The sequence below is a fragment of the Pantoea eucrina genome (assembly GCF_020079945.1).
Taxonomy (GTDB): domain Bacteria; phylum Pseudomonadota; class Gammaproteobacteria; order Enterobacterales; family Enterobacteriaceae; genus Pantoea; species Pantoea eucrina.
Genome location: NZ_CP083448.1, coordinates 1,935,547 through 1,954,544 on the forward strand (window position 1 = coordinate 1,935,547; position 18,998 = coordinate 1,954,544).

The window sequence follows — 18,998 nt, forward strand, 5'->3', positions numbered from 1 at the left end:
GTTGTTATCGTCTGCCCCTGAACAACCTTTAGATTTTTTTTAGGACCGGGTGAATTTTTTTCGCTTCACCTGCCATGCTTCTGGTTATCGCCACCCGCCTGCACTTCTTTAGCCCCGCTTAACCTTTTTTTTAGCGCCGGAATTACCTCGGTTACGCCCCTCTATTCCGTTTATCACTCAGCGGTGATTAATTCTAAACTTTGCCGCGTTGACGCCGATAATTGCGCTATTCACTCTTTGCAGCGACAGGAAAAGGACACTATATGGCCAGCATCTCTTCCCTCGGCGTCGGCTCAGGCCTGAAGCTTAGCGATATTCTCGATAGCTTAACCACCGCCGAAAAAGCGAGCTTAAAGCCGATTAGCACCCAGCAGAGCGCCTATACCGCAAAGCTCAGCGCCTACGGCACGCTCTCCAGCGCGCTGACCGCGTTTCAGACCGCTAACAGCGCGCTCAACAGCGCCGACGTCTTCAGCGCCACCACCGCAACCAGCAGCAGTACGGCGTTCAGCGCCACCACCTCCGGCAGCGTAGTGGCAGGTAAATACACGATTAACGTGACGCAGCTGGCGCAGGCGCAGACGCTGACTTCTGCGTCGCAGAGCAGTAACAGCAGCGTGCTCGGCGACAGCGCCGCCAGCCGCACCCTGACCCTTAAGCTTGCCGACGGCAGCAGCAAAGATATTGCACTCACCAGCGACCAGACCTCGCTCACCGGCATGCGCGATGCGATCAATAAAGCGAACGCCGGCGTCTCTGCCAGCATTATTAAGAGCAACGAGGGCGAATACCGCCTGTCGCTGACCGCGACCAAAACCGGTGAGGCAAATGCCGTCTCGGCGGTCAGCGTCAGCGGCGACGACACGCTGCAGGCAGTGGTCGGCTTTGATGAGAACGATATCGCAGCGAACAACAAGCTCAGCGTCAGCGTCGCGGCGCAGAACGCAGAGCTCACCGTAAACAATATTCCGATCACTAATAGCAGCAACAGCATCAGCGACGCGCTGGAGGGGATCTCACTGAATCTGACCGCGACCACCAGCGGCAGCCAGACGCTGACCGTGGCGCAGGACACGTCAAAAGCCACCACTGCGGTGACCAACTTTGTTAACGCCTACAACACGCTGCTCGATCAGTTCAGCACGCTGACCAAATATACCGCGGTGGAAAAAGGCGCCGACGCGCAGGATAGCAGCAACGGCGCGCTGGTCGGCGACAGCACCCTGCGCAGCATTCAGACGCAGATCAAGGGGCTGCTGACCAACTCCGCCAGCGCTTCCGCCTATAAAACGCTGGCGCAGATTGGTATTACCTCCGATCCCACCTCCGGCAAGCTCACGCTGGATGACAGCAAGCTGAAAACCGAGCTGGCGAAAGATCCGGACGGTATCAAAGAGATGATCGTTGGCGACGGGAAAAAAACCGGCATCACCACGCGCCTGGCCGGTAATCTTACGACCTGGCTCTCAAGTAAAGGGCCAATCCAGAGCGCCAAAGATGGCGTCAGCAAAACGCTGAATGAGCTGACGCAGAAATATAACGACATGAACACACGTATTGACGATTTAGTAGCACGCTACAAAACCCAGTTTACCCAGCTGGATCTCGCCGTCAGCAAGCTCAACAGCACCAGCGACTACCTGACGCAGCAGTTTGACAACATGACCAGCAGCTCGAACAAATAAGGAGTGACCATGTACGGGGCAAATGGCACGCAGGCCTATGCAAAAATTGGCGTTGAGAGCGCCGTAATGAGCGCCACTCAGCCGCAGCTGCTGACGCTGCTGTTTGATGGCGCCGTCAGCGCCGTGGTGCGCGCGCGTCTGTTTATGCAGGATGGCAACATCGCGGGCAAAGGCAGCGCCATTTCGAAAGCGATCAATATTATCGAGGCCGGCCTAAAACAGGGCCTGGATGAAGCGTCGGGCGATGCGCTGACGCTGAACCTTATCGGCCTCTACTCCTATATGGTGCGCCGTCTGGTGGAGGCAAACATCCGCAACGACGTGGCAGCGCTGGAAGAGGTGGAAACCCTGCTGCGCAATATCGCTGATGCCTGGAAAGAAGTCGCTTAATCTTAATTCTTAGGACGCTATGTTATGAATACTGCCCCGCACCTGATGCTGGCTTATCAGCAGATCCTCACCCTCAGCCACGGCATGCTGCGCCACGCCAGCCGCGGCGAGTGGGACGATTTAATTACTCACGAAATGGATTACGTCAGTGCGGTGGAGCGTCTGGCGCAGAGTACGGAAACCGCGCCGCCGTCAGGCCAGCTACAGGAGCAGCTGCGTCCGGTGTTGCGTCATATTCTGGATAATGAGAGCGAAGTCAAACGCCTGCTGCAGGCGCGGATGGATGAGCTGACGCGGCTGGTCAGCCAGTCCTCCGTACAGAAGTCGGTGATGCGCGCTTACGGTCAGCAGGGTGACGTCTGGCTGCCGCAGGGCTGAATGCCAGCCCTCTCCCGCCGGGAGAGGGTCTCTTACTGCATTACTGCGCGGTATGCGCCGCAACCGGTTTCATCAGCTCTGGCTCAATATCCTGAATCACCGCCTCATCGGGCCGCTGCGCCACTTCCGCCAGCGCCTGCTGACACTCTACGGTCGGCTGTTCCACTTTGCGCAGGCGCAGACCATCATACTGCAGCCCACCGTTTTCCAGCACCAGCGGCATCACGCGCGACTGACGGTTGACGTTAACCCAGCGGTCGCTCAGGCGGGTCAGCTTGCCCGGTTTGGCAATGACGCGCTGCCACTGGCGGCAATCCAGCGTGTCGCCGTCGGCAGTGATAATCAGACTGCCCAGCGCCTGGCCGCTGATCAGCTTGCTCTGCGGCCCCACGGTCTGCCAGTTACCCTGCAGCGCGGCCGGCGCCGGGGTTTTTACCGCATCACTGTAGCTGTTAATCTGCGCGCACCCGCTGAGTGCGACGGCGGCCAGCACGATCCACTTTTTCATTTTGATTCCCTGTCCTCGCGTTAATGGCGGCTACGGTATAATTTTTCTCAGGCGTAAGGCAAGCGATCTGCAGCAAAACCCGGCGCGCCTGACAACGCGGCAGGTTGCAGTTACACTATGCGCCGAGTTAATGACCCGGAACCGAGCATGAAAACCCCTGAAGAGTACTATAGCCTGGCGCGCAGCCTGTTTTTCACCGCCCACCCCACCTTTCAGGCCGCGCTGGATGAGCTGAGCGAAAGCGATGCCCGCGCGGCGAATATGTCACTGCGTGAACTGCGCGACTGGCATGCCGAACGGATCTACGCGGCCTTTATCCGGCAGAAAAAGCTGGATGGCATCCTGTTCTCTATTCAGCTCGCCGAGCCGGATAAGGCAGTGGCCGCAGAAGCGATTGAAGCCTATCTGAAGACGCACGCTGAGGCGCTGGGTATGACGTGGGAAGAGTTTTGTATAAAGAATGAGCTGTAACGCTGAGTTATAGCCGGTAAAGTTGTACAAGACGAAAAATATAGTTGTACAAAGACATGTTTTTGTATAAGTTACGCAGCATGACAACCGTCAGGGATTGTCCCTTAACGAATGGTGCGTTTGCGCCACCTCTGGAAGTGGTGCTGGTTTTCCACTTCCAGAGGTTCATTTTTTCCCCGGCTTTTTCCGGCGCTTTTCCTCACTCCGTTGATGCGTACACTTTTTTCCGCCTGTGCCGTCCGCACCCCTTGCTACTGTTTTTATTTACAGTAATATGATGCCCTGACCTTATTTGATGGATGGTTCTGATGTTTGTAGAGCTGATTTATGACAAGCGTAACGTCGCTGGCCTGCCCGGCGCGCGCGAGATGATTCAGGCTGAGCTCGAAAAGCGGGTACAGCGCGTGTTTCCGGAGGCTGAAGTGCGGGTAAAACCGATGGAGCGCAACGGAATCGATACCGATTTAAGCAAAAACGATAAAGCGACCGTTGCGCGCATTGTCGAAGAGATGTTTGATGAGGCGGATATGTGGCTGGTGGCCGACTAGGCCACCCTGCCGTGTGCGGTTAGCTCTCCTGCTCAATATGGTTAACCGCAATCTCTAAATCCTGAATAGTCTGGTCAATATTCTCCAGCAGTTTACTCTGCTCATTGATCAGCTGCTCAAATCGCCCCGCATACTCTTTATCTTTGTACTCGCCGGCATCAAAGGCCAGCCAGTGTGCAGAGAGCGTTTCAGTGTTGGTCTGCGCGTAGTGACGCATCTCTTTAAGCTGTGAGGTAACATCACGCAGGTACTCAGGTTTGGTTTTAATCGCTTCTGAATCGCTCATGCTATTTTCCTTTTTGCTTGTTTTGCCCGTTAAAATAACGTCTGAGTGATTAAAGATAGTCGATAATAGCGAAGCCGCATTAAGAATAGTCGGAAGTGGGTTTCAGGCCGGGGCTGACATCCCTGTCAGTACAGATAGCTACGCATCAGAGATATTTGCGCGCCAGCGTCATCAGTTCCGCTTTGGCAGCCTCTCCCAGCTGGCTCACGCCATGTTCAACAAACGTAAACGCCTGGACAAAATCTTTCACCCCGGCATCCAGCGCCGCTGCGGCGGGTGACGCTCCCTCTGTCTGAGAAGGTGCTGCCACCTCTGCCGGCGCAGCATCCGCGCGGGCAGAGGCCGTCGTCAGGGGATCGCCTGCCACAGGTTGTGGTGTTGCATCAGCCGGTACGCTCTCCTCTGGTGTCGCGGCCGCCTCTGCGCTCGTCGCCACCTCTTCCGTTACCGCCGGGCTGGCCGGTGCCGTCTCGTTAGCAAAGTTCTCCAGCGGAGAAACATCGTGTGGATCCGCTGCTGCTGCCGGGTTAACGCTCTGTTGTTCGCTCATGGTACTCTCCTTCTTTCGGGTTAACGACCGCCGCTGCCGTAGCCATACCGCGATCTGACGGGTAATATTCATCACTGCTTCCCTGCCGCTAGCTGCTGCGTTTAGCCGGTCTGGCCTTTTCACGCACCACTATTCCGTCAATTTTTAGCTGCAGGTCTGCCAGCTGTTCTGTCAGTTCGGCCACCCGCGCTTCGCGGCGGTCAGAGATTTGCCGGTACTCTTCCCGGATATTTTCGACGCGCTGGTTGGCTTCATTGCTGACGTAGATAAACATCGCGGTCATGGCAATGCATATCAGCGATAACAGCAGCATCATTCCCCCCAGCAGCAGCTGACGCCGGTGATTTCTGATCGTGAATTCACTGTTTATCTGCACCATCACGGTTCTCCTCAAGCGTGGTAATCAGTTGATTGATCTGACTGCGAAATTTATCGCTGTGATCGGTCTCAGTCGTTGCCAGCAAAATGCCCAGCGCATTTTTTATCAGGCGCAGATCGGTCTCCAGCGAAGAGATGCGACGCAAATTGCGATCGTGGCGAATGCGCAACTCATCATTCTCCTGCCGCATCAGCGCATGACTCTCTTTCAGTAACATCACCTGCTCTTTGTAACTGGTGATAATCTCCCCGCCTGCACGATTGCTGGTTACGATGGTTGCAATCCCGGCCAGTAATGGTTTCCAGAACACCGCTGCTGCACCACCGCCGAGAAGCAGTGCGCCAACGCTGGTGATGAGACTACTCTCCATGCCTTACCTCTCAGTACTGGCAAGGGCTCCGCCCGGAATACACTGGCCTCCCCTTGCCAGTCATACGATCAGTGTATTTTAAGTTTACTTTAATCATTTAATTTAAGTATACTTAAGTAAACCTTTCAGGAGTTGTCAAGATGAAAAATCAGGAAACGCCAGGCCAGCGCATTCGCGAACGCCGTAAAATGCTGAAACTGACCCAGCAGCAGCTGGCGGCAGACGTCGGCGTCTCGCACGTGGCTATTTCACAATGGGAAAAAAATGAGACGCTGCCGCGTGGCGAGCATCTGCTCCGGCTGGCAGAGCTGCTGCAGTGCCCGGCGGCATGGCTGTTTGATGGTGAGGGGGAACCCTTTGCGGTTGTCAGCAGCCACAGCAGCGTGCGGGCTGTGCCGCTGCTGACACTGCAGCAGGTTACCGGCTGGCTGGATGAAACCCGCCTGCAGCTGCAGCGGGAAGCCGATCGCTTTCTCTACTGTGACAGTGCGGTAAGCGACAGCGCCGTCGCCGTCGCCGTTCAGCTGGACGATCGTTCCATGCAGCCAGCTTTTCTGCCCGGCGATCTGCTGATATTCGAACCACAACGCTCTGCAGCGCCCGGTGAGGTGGTGCTGGCGCTGTATGCCGGGCAGGCGCTGGTCAGAACGCTGCGCGTGCGTTCCCCTTCACAAAATGAAGAGCATTTTTTATTGCGCCCGGTGAATGAAGATTATCCCGTACTCAGTACGGACAAACATGAGGTGCAGATTATCGGTGTACTGGCTGAAATGCGCCGGCACTATCACGCTGGCGGCCAGTAAAACCCCACACCGGCCCGCTACAGCGTATCGGTCAGGCGATCGATAACGATGCGGCCGGATGCATCCATCTGGGTAATACGGTAGTTCACGTTCCATGAGCGGCGGGTGTTGAATTTGTCGCTCAGCACGACGCTCCCTTTTGCCCTGCCCTGGCTGTCTGTGATCTGCCAGCGGGTAATGGCTTCCCGATCGTTCCGGGCTGTCTGTTTATCCTGCTCAACAAGACGATCTTCTGATTCCAGTTTCAGGTAATCACGTAACATTTTATTCCTCCGGCTAAAGTGGCTTAAGATACGCTTTTTATTAATCCATTCAATCGAAAATATTTATCGTTGATGCAGATTCATTTCGACCGATTGATAAATTGAATTGACCCCTGTTTTGCCGCTACGTTTATCAGATAAATCGGTAAATATTATGCTGATTTAGCCTCTGTGCGCTGGACATCCCGGCCCGTTCGACGGTTAATGTAAGAGCTTAAATAACGTTCCGGCAGGACAATTGCATGCTGACCACTATTCTTTACCGCAGCCATCTCGATGAACACGTTCCCGTCAGAGTTCTTGAAGATATCGTGGCCCGCGCAAACACCAAAAATGCGCTGTCGGACATTACCGGCATTCTGTTATTCGACGGCCGGCATTTCTTTCAGCTTCTGGAAGGACCCGATCGCACTGTCAGGCATATCTATGATCGTATTCGCCAGGATGCCCGTCATCATAATCTGGTCGAGCTGATGCATGATTTCGCGCCGGCGCGCCGCTTTGGTAATACCGGTATGGAGCTGTTTGATCTGCGTCAGCATGAGAGAAGCCGCGTGCTGCAGGCCGTACTCGATAAAGGCACCTCGCGTCACCAGCTGACTTACGACGATCGTGCGCTGCGGTTTTTACGCACCTTTGTAGAGGCGCGTGAAAAAGAGAACTATTTTGAAATCCCGCCGGCGAACACGTGGGAGTTTGTCGCGGATGAGTCGACGCTGTGTGAGCTGAACGATTTTCAGCACTCGATTCAGGATTGCCGCTTTGCTTTCCAGCCTATTGTTGATCCCTTTTCACGCCGTATTGCTGCCTATGAAGCGCTGATCCGCACGCCTACCGGCGGTGCGCCAGAAGAGTATTTTGCTGCTTTCGGCGGTGATGCTATTTACCGGGCAGATATTCAGTCAAAAAGCCTGGCCTTCAATCTCGCCAGCAAGCTCGGCCTGGGGCAGCATACGCTCACCATCAATCTGCTGCCGATGTCGCTGGTCACCGTGCCTGATGCCGTGGATTTTCTGCTCGCAGAGATCCACGCCAGCGGCCTTATTCCTGAACAGATCGTGGTTGAAGTCACGGAGAATGAAATTATTTCGCGCGCTGATGCGTTCACGGCAGAAGTGCGGAAGTTAAAAGCTGCCGGTATCAGTCTGGCGCTGGATGATTTCGGTGCCGGCTTTGCCGGCCTCTCCCTGCTGGCAAAGTTTCAGCCTGATAAAATAAAAATCGATCGTGAAATTATCTGCGACGTCCATAAAAGCGGACCAAAACAGGCAATCGTCCACGCGATTATTAAATGCTGCGCCTCACTGGAAATTGCCGTGGTTGCCGAGGGCGTGGAAAAAGCGGAAGAGTGGATGTGGCTTGAGGCAGCCGGTATTAATCAGTTCCAGGGCTACCTGTTTGCGCGACCGGCGCTGAATGGATTCCCGTCAATTGCGTGGCCTGAAATCAGATAGCCTCAGTCTGAAGTGCATCTCTGGCAACAATTCACTGCGCCTGCAGCTGCTTTGCAGGCGCATCAAGCGGCTCGCTCAGAATGACATATTTCATCATTTCAAAGGTGCGCTGCGTCATCGGCACCGCGCTGCAGGGACGAAACCAGCCAAACTGCCGCTGATAGAACCATACCTCCGGATAGCGCTCGCCATCTTTCACCCAGTAATATCCATCTTTCATAAGCCTGATCGCCTCTGTTGCAGAACTGACATTCACTGCCGCCGTTCGCGACATCGTTAAGTGTAGCAGCTGTCACTCCGGACGGGATATATTGATACTCTGCTCGTCGTCCTGCCAGCTATCTGCAAAATAGATTTAATTTTAAAGCGCAGAGGATAATCTACTGCGGTAATAGGCTGTTATAAATTACCTTCAACCCTGCAACGTTTTATTCCTGCAGTTCTTCGTAAATTATTACGCTGTTAATTATTTATCTTCATCGCTTATTTACTGGTTCAGCGCCCTGCTCAGGCTGAGCCCGCACGATAACAAGGCGTCTGAGATAGCGTCACGCCTGACCCTCTAACTTATACAGTCATCTTCTATCTGTATAAGTTATATTTTGACATTTCATGTGGTCGGATGAGACCCTGTATTTTTATTTTAAACTCATCTGTTTTCAAAAAGCCCGAATTTGTTCTGCCCGTCATGAGCTTACTCTGCGCAGAGCATTCTCTTTTGTATAAAAATAAGACGAAAGGCAATACATTTTTGCTGAGAGAAGCAGGATGCCAGACGCTTCTATACAGCCAGTGCAAACTTGTACAACTTTGAAAAACTGTACAACTTAGCCTGACTTTGTGTAAAGTGTGAAATCGATTTCGGCCGCTAAATTCAGGTCTGCCAGATAACGTTCGCGCTGTTCTGGTGCTGCGTTGCCGTTAATCGGGCAGCCTATGCAAGTGGCCATAAAAGCCGGATGACAGGTTTCTGCTGTGCCGTGCCTGATAAATGAAATTCAGATTCATAATGAACAGGAGCCCGGTTTCGATTAATGCAGATACGTATGTTGCGCAGAGGCAGAGGATATTCGGCGCCTCAAAAGGTAAGTTGTAAAATAAGCGAAGCGGTAAACAAGATTGATTATCGACTTTACCTGATACATCATTTTGCGGAAATTTAAGAAGGCGTGCCTTCATTCATTTCTGGAGAGCACTAATGGAAACGGGTTTTTACTGGGTGGGTAGCAGAACAACTGAGCCAGAAGTATGGTTCTGGGATGCGGGGCGCGGCTTTTACCGGCCGATGGAGCCGATACCTCTCTCTCTGGCGCGCTTTAAATCCGCGGGCTTTGTTCTTCTCAGCGAGAAACTGACGCCTCCTGAAGAGCGCTGACGGCACATTTTTCTGTGCAGAACGGCGCGCAATGCTGTTAAGCGCAGCGCAGCTGGACTATATTCCTCGCAGGAGGATAAGACGATGCAGGAAGGCTATTACTGGGTGGAGTCAGCCACAACGGAACCGGAAGTGTGGTATTACGCGGGAGAGCATAAACGGCAATGGTTTGGGCCAGGCAAAAATGAGCCGCTCGATGCTGATGCATTTACCAGTTCAGGTTATCGGGTTATCAGTAACCGGCTCTCGCTGACCTGAACGCTCTGAGCATAACCAGACGGCTGCTCAGCGCCATAAAAAAGCCAGCACCCGGTCTGGCTTTTTTATGGCCGCGCAAAAGCAGCCCTATAACGCTTCCCCCTCTGCTGTATACCTTTTGTTCTGCTGCTCTATTAATTTCACTGCGCCCCTGCTCCCTGGCGAAACCTGTGCCAGGCTTAACGGGTCGATTGACTTCAAGGAGAGTGACATGAACAAAACTACATGGGCTGCTGTAATGCTGTGTCTGAGCTTTGGCGCTTACGCTGAAAAAGGGGGATTTGAAGCGGGTGAAACGCCACCGCCGCAGCATAAAGAAGATGCAGGCTATAAAGGATCGGAAGATACCGGTCAGACGCGCGTGTCGCTGATCCGCGATTTCCGTCAGGGCGGGTATGTAACGCTTGAAGGTTACATTATCAAAAAAGTGGGCGATCACAGCTATCAGTTCCGCGACAGCTCAGGCACCGTACGTATCGATGCTCCTGCTGAAACCTTCAAAGGTAAAACCTATGACGCCACGGACAAAATCCGCGTCAGCGGTAAAGTTTATGGCAAAGGCGAGAGCGCGCACCTGAAAGTCGCCCGCATTGATGAACCCTGATACCAGGCTGAAAAATAACTGCCGATCGTCGCGATCGGCAGTGTTTTATCAGGCGCTGATTTGCCGGTAATACTGTACTGCGGTGTTTTTTCTGCTCTTGACCCGGTAACGCGCGTGGTTGATAACCGTGATCCACGAAGGATGAGCCGTATTGCGGCTGCAGCTATCGAGGATCGTCAGCAGCTCACCCCACATTTCGATTTGCACCATTTTATCAACGGCCATCTCCTCTTTCATCGCCTGAATAACTGCATCGACCTGATGTTTTACGTCGCTAAGATCTTCCCCTGTCTGGTGAGCGGCAGCAAGTTTACGGATTGCCAAAGCGTACACGTTGATACTGACCTGTTGTGAGTGCATGCGCACCTCTGTTGATTATTGGTCTGAGCATTAAAAGTAGCCTGACTTGCAGATTTCGCGCTGCGTTTAGCAAAATAAAATGGGCGCATAATCGTTGCCTGCTCCTGCCTGGTGACCAGCTCGTAAAATTTTTCTTTCAGCCCGGCTCGCGTGAAGGCTGCGCGTTTTGCTTCGCCCCCGGCTAACCTGCTGCTTATAAAGGAAATGATCGTTCTAAAAAATAGCGCAACTGTTTTGATGCATATCATCTACACGTACGACCACACAAAAGAGCGGCGAGATAGTTGTACAACTACAGAAATCTTGTATAACTTTATTGCAACGCGGCGGTCATGCATGGCTGCCACTGTCAGACAATAACACAGGCGATTTCCCCTTTTTTGTGAGGCTTAATATGAAACAGCTTGCTACCCCGGAGTCTCAGCTCAGCGACTATTTTAAAACTACCGGTGAACAGTATCTGAGTGAACGCGTCATCATCTCTGAAATCCGACTTGAGCTGACCACGCGCAAAATCCGCGTGACTAACAAAGATATCATTCTGGCACTGATCATGCGGCTTGAGGCGGAACAGGATGTTGTGAAGCAGGATATCTACCGCAACGCGCTGGAGATTGTGATCCAGCGTACGCCCGAAGATATGGGCAACTGAAAGCCAGCGCAGGATAGATGAACAGGGACGTTATTTCGCGACCGGCAGATCGCCATAGCGCGTCGTGTAAAACGGAGACAGCATTTCCCGCTTCATCGCCCAGGGTTTCGCGATCCCCTGCCCTGCAAACCACAGTTGCCCCCTGCCTTCCTGGTTTACCTTATCCATCACCTGCATCAGGGCTGCGCTATTTGCACGCGGCTGAAACTCATCAAACAGGTTGAGCTGCGCCACGCCCTGACTGAAAAAATCGCCCAGCATCACGCCCGCTTTCATATATCTCCGGCCATCCAGCCAGATACGATCCAGGGCGTCTGTCGCGACACGGATAATATCCCGGCTGTCGCTGGTCGGGATCGCCAGCCTGCCGAGCGCCTGATTGCCGTAAAATATCTCATCGCTGGCGTGCGGACTGGTACGGATAAACACCGCTATCTGCCGGCAGTACTGGCGCTCTGTTCTCAGCTTCTCTGCGGCCCGCACCGCAAAGTTGCAGACAGCCTCGCGCATATCGCGATAATCAGTGATGCGTGAGCCGAAAGAGCGCGAGCACACTATTTGCTGTTTGCCAGGCGCTAACGCTTCCAGCTCCAGACAAGATTCACCGCGCAGCTCCCTGACCGTTCGCTCCAGCACCACGCTGAAGTGCCTGCGGATAACCCAGGGACTCTGGTCAGCCAGATCTTTAGCCGTCATCACGCCCATGGCGTTCAGCTTTTTACTGAGCCGGCCGCCTACGCCCCACACCTCCTCTACCGGCACCAGCGCCATAAGCTTGCGCTGTCGCTCTGCATCTGAAAGATCCACCACCCCGCCGGTTTTGGTCCACTTTTTGGCCGCATAGTTAGCCAGTTTTGCCAGCGTTTTAGTCTGGGCAATACCCACCCCGGTCAGCAGATGCATTTCCCGGTATATCCGCTGCTGGATCTCTCTGCCATACGCTTCCAGCGGCTTATAACGTCCAAAACCGGTCAGGTCCATGAACGCTTCATCAATTGAGTAGATTTCAACAGCGGTTGCCATCTCCTCAAGCGTGGTCATGACCCGGTCACTCATATCGGCATTTATGTGGAATACAATTTCAACAGCTTAATTAGTAACCGACTCAAAGCACGCGCGCTTTAGGTATGTCAGACCAGCGCGTGGTCCAAGCAGGGCTTAGCATTTCACGTTTCATTTTCCATTCGGTATTAATGCCCTGGCCCGCAAACCATACATTTCCCATTCCGGACTGGTTGATATCATCCAGTACCTTCATCAGCTGTGCGCTATTGGCCCGCGGCTGGTTATCTTCAAACAGATTGAGCTGGCTTACACCGTTTGGAGTGAAGTTATCAAGCATGATACCTGCTTTCATGTACCTTCGACCCTCAAGCCAGATACGGTCAAGTGATCGCATCGCAGATTCAATAATGTCACGCGTGTCCTGTGTTGGCAGCGTCAGTTTCTCACCAGCGCTGTTCCCGTAAAAAACCTCACCGTTTGCGTGTGGCGACGTCCGGATAAACACACCGATGTTGCGACAGTACTGACGTTCCCCGCGCAGTTTTTCCGCTGCGCGCGCAGCGTACTGACACAGCGCCTGCTGCATAGCGACTTTTGAGGTAATTCGCTCGCCGAAGCTGCGGCTACAGACAATCTGCTGTTTTGCCGGTGGCAGCTCTTCGAGCGGAATACATGATTCACCGTTCAGCTCGCGTACGGTGCGCTCCAGCACCACGGAAAAGTTATCGCGAATGAACTTCGGACGCGCGCGTGATAGCTGCAGAGCAGTTTCGATGCCCATAAGGTTGAGTCGTTTACCGATACGCCGTCCCACGCCCCATATTTCCTCAACGGGCTGGTTAGCCAGCAGGGTTTCAGTACGTTTCGGATTACCTGGCGTAAGCGCCAGTACGCCGCGAAACTGCTTCCACTCCTTGCCCGCCCACTGGGCCGATTTTGCCAGTGTTTTGGTCGGCCCCATGCCGATACCGACGGTGAGACCCGTTGTGGTAAAGACATGCGCACGCAGGCGACGGCCAAAAGTTTCGAAGTTCTCACAGCCGTCAATACCGGTGAGATCCAGAAACATCTCATCAATGCTGTACTGCTCGACGCGTGGCGTTATCTCTTCAAGCGCGGTCATTACTCTCTGGCTGAGGCTGTGATTTATGTGGAATGGAAAATCTACAGGATTAGTTTGCATTGGAATGGCTGCTATGAGCGAAAAGCGGAAATTCGGTACTTACCTGGAACGAGATGGCCTGCATACCAGTGAGTCTGGCAACAGGCTATTTTTTCGTTTTGTTCTAAGCTTTTTTTTATTATTCCACTTTCAGGATGCACTTATATGAAAAAGCCTGAAATAGAACGAACCGGCCTGACTGGCTGTGCGATTGGCACGGCGGTCGTTGAGCTGCTGACTAAAAATGTTCCGTTGAACCGGGATAACATTCTCTATGAACTGGAACGTATGAAAGAAACATCTGATGAACTCGCCGTCAAAGCGATTACGCAGGACGCAGCAAAACTGCTTCGAAAAGCAGGCCATACCAGGCATAAATGAAATAAATATTTGCCTTAAGCGCGGCATCACGTACCCGTTTCCTTTGTTGACTGGCGGCAATACTCATGGCCAGTGCCCGTATTGTTCAGTATTGCCTGAGAGGCAGCCTGTACATTACAAGAGTGAGTGCTGTTTCAAGGATACATGACCTGGCAGCCCGGGATCAGCGTGTATTTTGCCAGTGATATATCCAGTGACAGGAAGCCGGTTAGTTGTCCCGTGCGCGCTTTTTAGCTTTTTTGCCACGCCAGTACTCTTCCAGGTAAGGCAGCAGTTCAAGCACAAAGATGCCTGTCAGCACAGCCACGATATAGTTACCGGGTAACGGGTCTGCGCGTAGTTTGAGCTCAAAACGGGCAGATTCCTCTCCGAAACCAAACAGTGCCAGAAATTGCGGCCAGTGACGTGAAATTACCAGCAGAAGTGCCATTAAGGGGACCATTTCCAGAAAGCTGTGTACGTGCTGCTCAACTGGCGATACCCGCCTTGCGGTCACCGCATAACTTACATCCCATAAAGCTGTAGCCTCATGACAGAAAAACAGCACAATCATAAACGCAATAACTAACGCGTTTACCTCTAAAAAGAGGGCGGCGAGTAAGGGCAGCCCCATCTCCAGAAACATCAGAATATGAATATAGGTTTCTTTCAGGCCTGTGGTTGTTTCTATATCACTGGCTCTGTGGCAAAGCCAGTCAGCGAAGCCAGCAATAAGCCAGACAGGCAAAACGAAGTAGAGCAAAAGCAACATTTGCGGATCGGAGGTCGTCGTCATCTTACTGTCCCTTCAGGGTTAAATGAAAAGCATAGATGCATAGCAATGAAGGGTAAAAAAGCAGGAGGCGTTCATAGCGGGCAACCCGTGTTTTACAAACTGATACAGCATAAAAGCGAAGTTTCCCGCCAGAGTGAACGTTAGCATCAGCGGCGATGCCAGCGCGGCCATCGGTCTCAATGCGGGCTGTCAGGTATGGTATTCAGTCTGCGGCAGCCTGTTTCCGCACGTGGCGAAAAAGATTACTGACGCTTCAGCCCGCGGCGAGCGCGAACGCGTGATGCAGCTGGGCGAGCGCCTGAGCCCGTTCTGGACGCTGTTTCGCCGATACGGCGGCAGCATCCGCGTGATGGTGGCTGCAGGCGTGCCTGGGCTGGCAGAGGCAGACTGTCTCCCCCGCCCTCTCCGCCCTCTGTCAGCCCCTGACATTGCAGAAGTTGCCGGCAGCTTGACCTGAAATAACCCATGGCAGATTCTGCTCATGGCCTAAGCGGCCTGACCTGTGCACAAGGGCCGCTTAGAGCGAACATGAATATCCGGCCATCAAAATAATCTGTTGCAGAACTTGCCATTAAAGCTGGTACTCCCGGATAGATCCTTTTCCCGCCGTATCCTTAAGCTCATCCTTTTTCCCCCTGCGGCTTACAACCGGGTAAAAATCCGCAGAAACGGGCTTAATCAATCAGGTTTTTCCTCAGGCGATCATCTTTCTGCATTGTTCGGCGCAGTCATGACAAGCTCTGGATCAATCCTGGCAATGGTCATGCTCATGCTTTCCACACTCATCGCCACACTTCTGACAAACATCAGCGCAAAGTTGGCAGAGCTCCCGGGCGGACTCGCTGTTAAGCGTCATGAATTAAGCTGCAAGCCGGCACATATTTGCACACTGCATATCCAGTTTTATGCACGCGCGCATCACATCCAGGTTCTCTTCTTCAAAGCACGAAGCGGCACAGTTATCGCATGCAGCTGCGCACAGATAACAGGCTTCAATACATTTTTTGTATTCGTCTGACATGGTCTCTCCTCAGCTGTGGTTATGTATTAAGCATGGAAGAGGTAGCAGATTATGCAACTCTGGTATTAACTGATAACCGCTTCAAAATTTCTCATGACTGACTTGCGGTGCGCCTTTGTAGTTACCCGGTACGCCTGTATCCGCATCTGCCACATGGCGGATATTAATTATGAAAGCTTATGGCCTCTTCCGGCTTCCCGGCATGGCCGGGTTGTCAGGCCCTGGGGTGCCCGGTAAGCTCCGCCGAATCCCTCCGGGTTTTAGGCCTGTTGCCTGGCGGTTGATGACAACGGCCAGATTAGCCTTAACAGCTTGCCTGATGTCTTATGTGAGCGATATGCGGACCGTCATTCAGGAAAGACCGCAAACGGCGCAATTCCATAGCCTGGATTTTAAGGGTGCCTGAGGGCAGCAGTCATATGCAGGCCTCATAACCCGTTTTCACCATGCTCAATGACAGGCGCACAAAGGAATCAGCAGGTGCCCGGGACGATATCGACGGGCTTTACGCTAATCAGGTTAATGATCAACGGGTGCAAATTGCATTTGAGAATAATTTGCAATTCGCTACCGCCGGTGGCGTGCGCAGGGCCATGACTACCGACCCCTAAGCAGGTGCCTGAGTAAAGGTTCCCGATAAAAGATCCGTAATTCGCAGAACCCCGTCCCGGTTAAATGCCTGCAGCAGTACGTTTTCAACAATGCAAAAAAATCAGGCTACATTTAAAGTTTCGTCTGTTTCCAGTGAGGTGAAATGTGGAAAGTGCCCAACAGGATTTGCTTAAACAAACACTGATTGTGATCCTGTCCCTTAACAGAGATGCAGGGCTGAACCTGAATGGTCTGGTTAGCGATGTACGTCGTGAAACGGGCGAAGGTGGCAAATACCGACATATATGTCCGGAAAATGCTGAAGAATTATGCGAGCTTGTTGAAAATACCGTAAAAAGCATTGGTTAAGATAATGAAATTTAAAGCAAAATTTGCTTGCCTGAGTGTTTGTTTAAGGGGTTACCAAAAATAGCCTGATTTTATCTTCTCCGGGATAGCTACATTCCACGGCTGCGCTTATTCTTAAAGCAGAGGTAGCACCTATGGAAGAAGGATATTACTGGGTCCGGGATTATCGCGGTATCAAGGAAGTATGGTTTTATAACAAAGCAACGCCTGAAGGATGGTTTGAACCTACTGTGGGCAAACCTGTGACACACAGCGAATTTATCCGGTTAGGTCATAGCGTTGTCTGCGGACCAATCAGCTTTGAACCATGCTGATTTATTTCGCAGTTTTATAACTCAGATAAGGTGTCTTGTAGCTGTCAATCTTTTTGGGTTATGCCGCTTGTGAGTGCTATGTTTAAATTTCACTCACAACCGGACGCCCATTATGGAAACTGGTTTCTACTGGGTGGGAAGTGCCACAACAAGGCCCCAGGTTTGGTTCTGGTATCAGGATTTCGGTTTTTACGGGCCTATGGATTCGGTTCCTCTCACCATGCCTCAGTTTGAAGCGGCTGGCTATAAACTGCTTAGCAGGAAGCTTACCGCACCAGAGCTCAGGCAGACCGCCTGACGACGGCTTCGACTGAATAAAATAAACTCGTGTCTTCTGAATCAGGCCGCTGTAGTTCATGCGGCCTTTGATTTTTCCGTTGTGGATGTATTTTACGGGTAAAAGTATCGATGCTTTCTGCATGCTATTTCCGTGTAACTCCTCATTGCATGCTTTTAATCCTCCCAGCCGCCAATGCTGCAGAACCTGCAGCTGATAAGCTCCTGATGTGTTAAGGATGGCAGCCCTCTGAAAAATTCAGCGAATTCTCTCGCCGCATCGGTAAAGAAATCAGGCGCTCATGATAAAGGGCGCTTGTCTGATTTCGGGCATCCCCTGTCAGCAGATGTGTCGCGCATTATCAGACCCGCCGGGAAATGAAACGGGTCCGTGACCTGTAAAATCCGTGAAAAGACGCCTGTACGGCGGTACAAACGCAGGGATTAGACGGTTGTGCCTGGTGCCGAATATCTGATTCCGGAAGTGTCACAGGCAAGCAGTCCTTGAAATTCAGGGGGGACAACTCACACTGTTGAGAAAGTGGGCAGCTTTGAAGACCAGAGTCCGCCATGAACTAAAAGCGCTCCGCATGTTGTTATATTGAACTGTTAGCTGATGATAAAAAATGTACAACTGCAGTCGTTCAACTGATGAGCTATGAAACTCTGCTGTCAGTGATGGCACGTCTTGTAAATCGGCAGCAGTTCTGGCCGCTGGCTATGGAGGGGGCCAGGGCTCAGGCAGCGGGTTGCCATTCAGATGGATTTGGATGCCGGGCAGCCGAATCACCGTCCTCCGGCGCGGTGCATTGACTGACTACCGCGCCTGATAGTGGTATGTTCAGTATGCACGCGCTGTCCAGACAGCAGCGGCTAATGCTGCGCTACGGTGCCAGAGGTATATCTATATCTCTACGGGTCAGGCAGTGGCTGGCTCCTGCATACGTCTGCGTGTGAGTCAGGACGCGGTTTTTCACTTCTTTTTGCGTCAGGGCTTCTGAAGAAGTTGTTTTCAGGCATGTTGCTTTCCGGATTTGAGCATACAAAAATGCCCGATGCTCAGGGCGCACCTGCTTTTAGTTACATCAGGAGAGGCGGCCTATCTGTGTGCGTTAAGGGCTGCCTGCTATGACCTGACGCAACTAAAAACCATACCATTTGCTTGACATCTGATATTGAACGCCCGCCCTTAACAGGTATATCAGCGTTATATTTCCTGGAAAGTTTAACGAATCGTAAAATTTTATTAACGCCCCCTGAGAGATATGCTCCTTGCGCCGGCGGCTTAACAGCATGTTTCTTTTTGAATTTGCGTCACTGTCGCCTGGCTTAATAGCGCTGGCAATTCGCCTCGCTTTTTAAATTTTATCGTAAGCATTGGTTTGGGTTACTTGCAAACATTAAAACCTCTTCTAGAATAAATATCGCAACACGAAAACGGCTGGCATAACTGATTTGTGCCGGTTGCCATTAATTCATAGCAATATATATCCAGGAGGATATTATGGCCGAACATCGTGGTGGTTCAGGTAATTTTGCAGAAAACCCTGAAAAAGCATCAGAAGCAGGTAAAAAAGGCGGGCAGAACAGCGGCGGTAATTTCGCTAATGACCGCGAAAAAGCTTCTGAAGCTGGTAAAAAAGGTGGCCAAAACAGCCACGGCGGCGGACAGAAGTCTGATTAATCAGGAACATACTTTCTGATGAAACCGCAGGCCCCGGCACCCTTGCCGGGGCTCGTATGTCAGGTGTGTTGATTTCCTAAGTTGCG

General features: G+C 52.3%; 23 protein-coding genes and 4 pseudogenes. 15 read left to right on the top strand and 12 right to left on the bottom strand.

The window, feature by feature from the left end:
• Positions 1 to 263 precede the first annotated feature (263 nt).
• Genes fliD through fliT form a run of 3 tightly spaced genes read left to right on the top strand, consistent with a single transcriptional unit; the run spans position 264 to position 2,453 of the window.
• On the top strand, positions 264 to 1,685 hold the full coding sequence (gene fliD, locus LAC65_RS09115) for a flagellar filament capping protein FliD (RefSeq protein WP_039385055.1): 1,422 nt from the start codon (positions 264 to 266) through the stop codon (positions 1,683 to 1,685).
• Positions 1,686 to 1,694: 9 nt separating this feature from the next.
• Positions 1,695 to 2,075: a flagellar export chaperone FliS gene (fliS, locus tag LAC65_RS09120; protein ID WP_039385058.1), complete on the top strand. Its 381-nt coding sequence runs from the start codon at positions 1,695 to 1,697 to the stop codon at positions 2,073 to 2,075.
• Between the two features lie 24 nt (positions 2,076 to 2,099).
• Positions 2,100 to 2,453 carry a flagella biosynthesis regulatory protein FliT gene (gene fliT / locus LAC65_RS09125; RefSeq protein ID WP_039385059.1) on the top strand — a complete coding sequence of 118 codons (354 nt, stop codon included), beginning with the start codon at positions 2,100 to 2,102 and terminating at the stop codon, positions 2,451 to 2,453.
• A gap of 40 nt (positions 2,454 to 2,493) precedes the next feature.
• On the opposite strand, the gene yedD is transcribed toward fliT, so the two are convergent.
• Positions 2,494 to 2,961, bottom strand: a complete 468-nt coding sequence (gene yedD, locus LAC65_RS09130) for a lipoprotein YedD (RefSeq protein ID WP_039385060.1) — start codon at positions 2,959 to 2,961, stop codon at positions 2,494 to 2,496.
• Between the two features lie 147 nt (positions 2,962 to 3,108).
• Between yedD and LAC65_RS09135 the strand changes: the two genes are divergently transcribed.
• Both LAC65_RS09135 and LAC65_RS09140 read left to right on the top strand, forming a co-directional pair.
• Positions 3,109 to 3,432: a DUF6388 family protein gene (locus LAC65_RS09135; protein WP_039385062.1), complete on the top strand. Its 324-nt coding sequence runs from the start codon at positions 3,109 to 3,111 to the stop codon at positions 3,430 to 3,432.
• Between the two features lie 308 nt (positions 3,433 to 3,740).
• Positions 3,741 to 3,980 (top strand): DinI-like family protein, encoded by a 240-nt coding sequence (locus LAC65_RS09140; RefSeq protein ID WP_039385064.1) that lies wholly within the window; start codon positions 3,741 to 3,743, stop codon positions 3,978 to 3,980.
• Positions 3,981 to 3,999: 19 nt separating this feature from the next.
• On the opposite strand, the gene LAC65_RS09145 is transcribed toward LAC65_RS09140, so the two are convergent.
• The 4 genes from LAC65_RS09145 to LAC65_RS09160 form a co-directional block, all read right to left on the bottom strand.
• Positions 4,000 to 4,266, bottom strand: a complete 267-nt coding sequence (locus LAC65_RS09145; protein ID WP_039385065.1) for a hypothetical protein — start codon at positions 4,264 to 4,266, stop codon at positions 4,000 to 4,002.
• A 145-nt stretch (positions 4,267 to 4,411) separates the two neighbouring features.
• Positions 4,412 to 4,816, bottom strand: a complete 405-nt coding sequence (locus LAC65_RS09150) for a hypothetical protein (protein ID WP_052246502.1) — start codon at positions 4,814 to 4,816, stop codon at positions 4,412 to 4,414.
• Positions 4,817 to 4,904: 88 nt separating this feature from the next.
• Positions 4,905 to 5,195 carry a hypothetical protein gene (locus LAC65_RS09155; protein WP_052246503.1) on the bottom strand — a complete coding sequence of 97 codons (291 nt, stop codon included), beginning with the start codon at positions 5,193 to 5,195 and terminating at the stop codon, positions 4,905 to 4,907.
• On the bottom strand, positions 5,176 to 5,565 hold the full coding sequence (locus LAC65_RS09160; protein ID WP_039385067.1) for a hypothetical protein: 390 nt from the start codon (positions 5,563 to 5,565) through the stop codon (positions 5,176 to 5,178). The genes LAC65_RS09155 and LAC65_RS09160 overlap by 20 nt, the downstream gene beginning before the upstream one ends.
• A 140-nt stretch (positions 5,566 to 5,705) precedes the next feature.
• On the opposite strand from LAC65_RS09160, the gene LAC65_RS09165 reads away from it, so the two are divergent.
• Positions 5,706 to 6,368, top strand: coding sequence for a helix-turn-helix domain-containing protein (locus LAC65_RS09165; RefSeq protein WP_039385070.1), 663 nt, complete (start codon positions 5,706 to 5,708; stop codon positions 6,366 to 6,368).
• A 17-nt stretch (positions 6,369 to 6,385) separates the two neighbouring features.
• On the opposite strand, the gene LAC65_RS09170 is transcribed toward LAC65_RS09165, so the two are convergent.
• Positions 6,386 to 6,631 carry a hypothetical protein gene (locus tag LAC65_RS09170; protein WP_039385074.1) on the bottom strand — a complete coding sequence of 82 codons (246 nt, stop codon included), beginning with the start codon at positions 6,629 to 6,631 and terminating at the stop codon, positions 6,386 to 6,388.
• A gap of 242 nt (positions 6,632 to 6,873) precedes the next feature.
• On the opposite strand from LAC65_RS09170, the gene LAC65_RS09175 reads away from it, so the two are divergent.
• Complete coding sequence (locus tag LAC65_RS09175; protein WP_039385077.1) at positions 6,874 to 8,085, top strand: diguanylate phosphodiesterase; 1,212 nt, start codon at positions 6,874 to 6,876, stop codon at positions 8,083 to 8,085.
• Between the two features lie 31 nt (positions 8,086 to 8,116).
• On the opposite strand, the gene LAC65_RS09180 is transcribed toward LAC65_RS09175, so the two are convergent.
• On the bottom strand, positions 8,117 to 8,305 hold the full coding sequence (locus tag LAC65_RS09180; RefSeq protein ID WP_039385080.1) for a hypothetical protein: 189 nt from the start codon (positions 8,303 to 8,305) through the stop codon (positions 8,117 to 8,119).
• Positions 8,306 to 9,283: 978 nt separating this feature from the next.
• On the opposite strand from LAC65_RS09180, the gene LAC65_RS09185 reads away from it, so the two are divergent.
• The 3 genes from LAC65_RS09185 to LAC65_RS09195 all read left to right on the top strand — a co-directional run bounded on the left by LAC65_RS09185 (position 9,284) and on the right by LAC65_RS09195 (position 10,322).
• Positions 9,284 to 9,460, top strand: coding sequence for a hypothetical protein (locus LAC65_RS09185; RefSeq protein WP_158086436.1), 177 nt, complete (start codon positions 9,284 to 9,286; stop codon positions 9,458 to 9,460).
• An 84-nt stretch (positions 9,461 to 9,544) separates the two neighbouring features.
• The gene (locus LAC65_RS09190; protein ID WP_158448521.1) at positions 9,545 to 9,718 is read left to right on the top strand and encodes a hypothetical protein; all 174 of its coding nucleotides are present in this window, start codon (positions 9,545 to 9,547) and stop codon (positions 9,716 to 9,718) included.
• Positions 9,719 to 9,929: 211 nt separating this feature from the next.
• Entirely contained in the window at positions 9,930 to 10,322 is a 393-nt protein-coding gene (locus tag LAC65_RS09195; protein ID WP_039385083.1) for a YgiW/YdeI family stress tolerance OB fold protein, read from the top strand.
• A 48-nt stretch (positions 10,323 to 10,370) separates the two neighbouring features.
• Here LAC65_RS09195 and LAC65_RS09200 read toward each other — a convergent pair whose 3' ends face one another.
• A complete protein-coding gene (locus LAC65_RS09200; protein ID WP_039385086.1) occupies positions 10,371 to 10,682 on the bottom strand; it encodes a hypothetical protein in 312 nt (103 codons plus the stop codon).
• A gap of 394 nt (positions 10,683 to 11,076) precedes the next feature.
• Here LAC65_RS09200 and LAC65_RS09205 point away from each other — a divergent pair, with 394 nt between their 5' ends.
• A complete protein-coding gene (locus LAC65_RS09205; RefSeq protein WP_039385089.1) occupies positions 11,077 to 11,334 on the top strand; it encodes a biofilm development regulator YmgB/AriR family protein in 258 nt (85 codons plus the stop codon).
• A 30-nt stretch (positions 11,335 to 11,364) separates the two neighbouring features.
• Here the strand turns inward: LAC65_RS09205 and umuC (LAC65_RS09210) are convergent.
• Positions 11,365 to 12,408: pseudogene (gene umuC / locus LAC65_RS09210) on the bottom strand (translesion error-prone DNA polymerase V subunit UmuC); the annotation flags it as partial.
• Positions 12,409 to 12,439: 31 nt separating this feature from the next.
• Positions 12,440 to 13,483: pseudogene (gene umuC / locus LAC65_RS09215) on the bottom strand (translesion error-prone DNA polymerase V subunit UmuC); the annotation flags it as partial.
• A gap of 183 nt (positions 13,484 to 13,666) precedes the next feature.
• On the opposite strand from umuC (LAC65_RS09215), the gene LAC65_RS09220 reads away from it, so the two are divergent.
• Positions 13,667 to 13,882 (top strand): hypothetical protein, encoded by a 216-nt coding sequence (locus tag LAC65_RS09220; RefSeq protein ID WP_039385092.1) that lies wholly within the window; start codon positions 13,667 to 13,669, stop codon positions 13,880 to 13,882.
• A 208-nt stretch (positions 13,883 to 14,090) separates the two neighbouring features.
• Here LAC65_RS09220 and LAC65_RS09225 read toward each other — a convergent pair whose 3' ends face one another.
• Entirely contained in the window at positions 14,091 to 14,657 is a 567-nt protein-coding gene (locus LAC65_RS09225; RefSeq protein ID WP_039385095.1) for a hypothetical protein, read from the bottom strand.
• A gap of 133 nt (positions 14,658 to 14,790) precedes the next feature.
• Here LAC65_RS09225 and LAC65_RS09230 point away from each other — a divergent pair.
• Positions 14,791 to 15,114 (top strand): annotated as a pseudogene (locus LAC65_RS09230) (dihydrodipicolinate synthase family protein); the annotation flags it as partial.
• A gap of 288 nt (positions 15,115 to 15,402) precedes the next feature.
• Here the strand turns inward: LAC65_RS09230 and LAC65_RS09235 are convergent.
• Positions 15,403 to 15,678 (bottom strand): annotated as a pseudogene (locus tag LAC65_RS09235) (four-helix bundle copper-binding protein).
• Between the two features lie 756 nt (positions 15,679 to 16,434).
• On the opposite strand from LAC65_RS09235, the gene LAC65_RS09240 reads away from it, so the two are divergent.
• Entirely contained in the window at positions 16,435 to 16,638 is a 204-nt protein-coding gene (locus tag LAC65_RS09240; protein WP_144380303.1) for a hypothetical protein, read from the top strand.
• A gap of 2,094 nt (positions 16,639 to 18,732) precedes the next feature.
• Positions 18,733 to 18,912, top strand: coding sequence for a con-10 family general stress protein (locus tag LAC65_RS09245; RefSeq protein ID WP_224144706.1), 180 nt, complete (start codon positions 18,733 to 18,735; stop codon positions 18,910 to 18,912).
• The last annotated feature ends 86 nt before the right edge of the window (positions 18,913 to 18,998 follow it).

Excerpts from the sequence above, each read along its gene's own strand:
- fliD (WP_039385055.1), top strand. The coding sequence starts at position 264 with ATGGCCAGCATCTCTTCCCTCGGCGTCGGCTCAGGCCTGAAGCTTAGC.
- fliS (WP_039385058.1), top strand. The coding sequence starts at position 1,695 with ATGTACGGGGCAAATGGCACGCAGGCCTATGCAAAAATTGGCGTTGAG.
- fliT (WP_039385059.1), top strand. The coding sequence starts at position 2,100 with ATGAATACTGCCCCGCACCTGATGCTGGCTTATCAGCAGATCCTCACC.
- yedD (WP_039385060.1), bottom strand. The coding sequence starts at position 2,961 with ATGAAAAAGTGGATCGTGCTGGCCGCCGTCGCACTCAGCGGGTGCGCG.
- LAC65_RS09135 (WP_039385062.1), top strand. The coding sequence starts at position 3,109 with ATGAAAACCCCTGAAGAGTACTATAGCCTGGCGCGCAGCCTGTTTTTC.
- LAC65_RS09140 (WP_039385064.1), top strand. The coding sequence starts at position 3,741 with ATGTTTGTAGAGCTGATTTATGACAAGCGTAACGTCGCTGGCCTGCCC.
- LAC65_RS09145 (WP_039385065.1), bottom strand. The coding sequence starts at position 4,266 with ATGAGCGATTCAGAAGCGATTAAAACCAAACCTGAGTACCTGCGTGAT.
- LAC65_RS09150 (WP_052246502.1), bottom strand. The coding sequence starts at position 4,816 with ATGAGCGAACAACAGAGCGTTAACCCGGCAGCAGCAGCGGATCCACAC.
- LAC65_RS09155 (WP_052246503.1), bottom strand. The coding sequence starts at position 5,195 with ATGGTGCAGATAAACAGTGAATTCACGATCAGAAATCACCGGCGTCAG.
- LAC65_RS09160 (WP_039385067.1), bottom strand. The coding sequence starts at position 5,565 with ATGGAGAGTAGTCTCATCACCAGCGTTGGCGCACTGCTTCTCGGCGGT.
- LAC65_RS09165 (WP_039385070.1), top strand. The coding sequence starts at position 5,706 with ATGAAAAATCAGGAAACGCCAGGCCAGCGCATTCGCGAACGCCGTAAA.
- LAC65_RS09170 (WP_039385074.1), bottom strand. The coding sequence starts at position 6,631 with ATGTTACGTGATTACCTGAAACTGGAATCAGAAGATCGTCTTGTTGAG.
- LAC65_RS09175 (WP_039385077.1), top strand. The coding sequence starts at position 6,874 with ATGCTGACCACTATTCTTTACCGCAGCCATCTCGATGAACACGTTCCC.
- LAC65_RS09180 (WP_039385080.1), bottom strand. The coding sequence starts at position 8,305 with ATGAAAGATGGATATTACTGGGTGAAAGATGGCGAGCGCTATCCGGAG.
- LAC65_RS09185 (WP_158086436.1), top strand. The coding sequence starts at position 9,284 with ATGGAAACGGGTTTTTACTGGGTGGGTAGCAGAACAACTGAGCCAGAA.
- LAC65_RS09190 (WP_158448521.1), top strand. The coding sequence starts at position 9,545 with ATGCAGGAAGGCTATTACTGGGTGGAGTCAGCCACAACGGAACCGGAA.
- LAC65_RS09195 (WP_039385083.1), top strand. The coding sequence starts at position 9,930 with ATGAACAAAACTACATGGGCTGCTGTAATGCTGTGTCTGAGCTTTGGC.
- LAC65_RS09200 (WP_039385086.1), bottom strand. The coding sequence starts at position 10,682 with ATGCACTCACAACAGGTCAGTATCAACGTGTACGCTTTGGCAATCCGT.
- LAC65_RS09205 (WP_039385089.1), top strand. The coding sequence starts at position 11,077 with ATGAAACAGCTTGCTACCCCGGAGTCTCAGCTCAGCGACTATTTTAAA.
- LAC65_RS09220 (WP_039385092.1), top strand. The coding sequence starts at position 13,667 with ATGAAAAAGCCTGAAATAGAACGAACCGGCCTGACTGGCTGTGCGATT.
- LAC65_RS09225 (WP_039385095.1), bottom strand. The coding sequence starts at position 14,657 with ATGACGACGACCTCCGATCCGCAAATGTTGCTTTTGCTCTACTTCGTT.
- LAC65_RS09245 (WP_224144706.1), top strand. The coding sequence starts at position 18,733 with ATGGCCGAACATCGTGGTGGTTCAGGTAATTTTGCAGAAAACCCTGAA.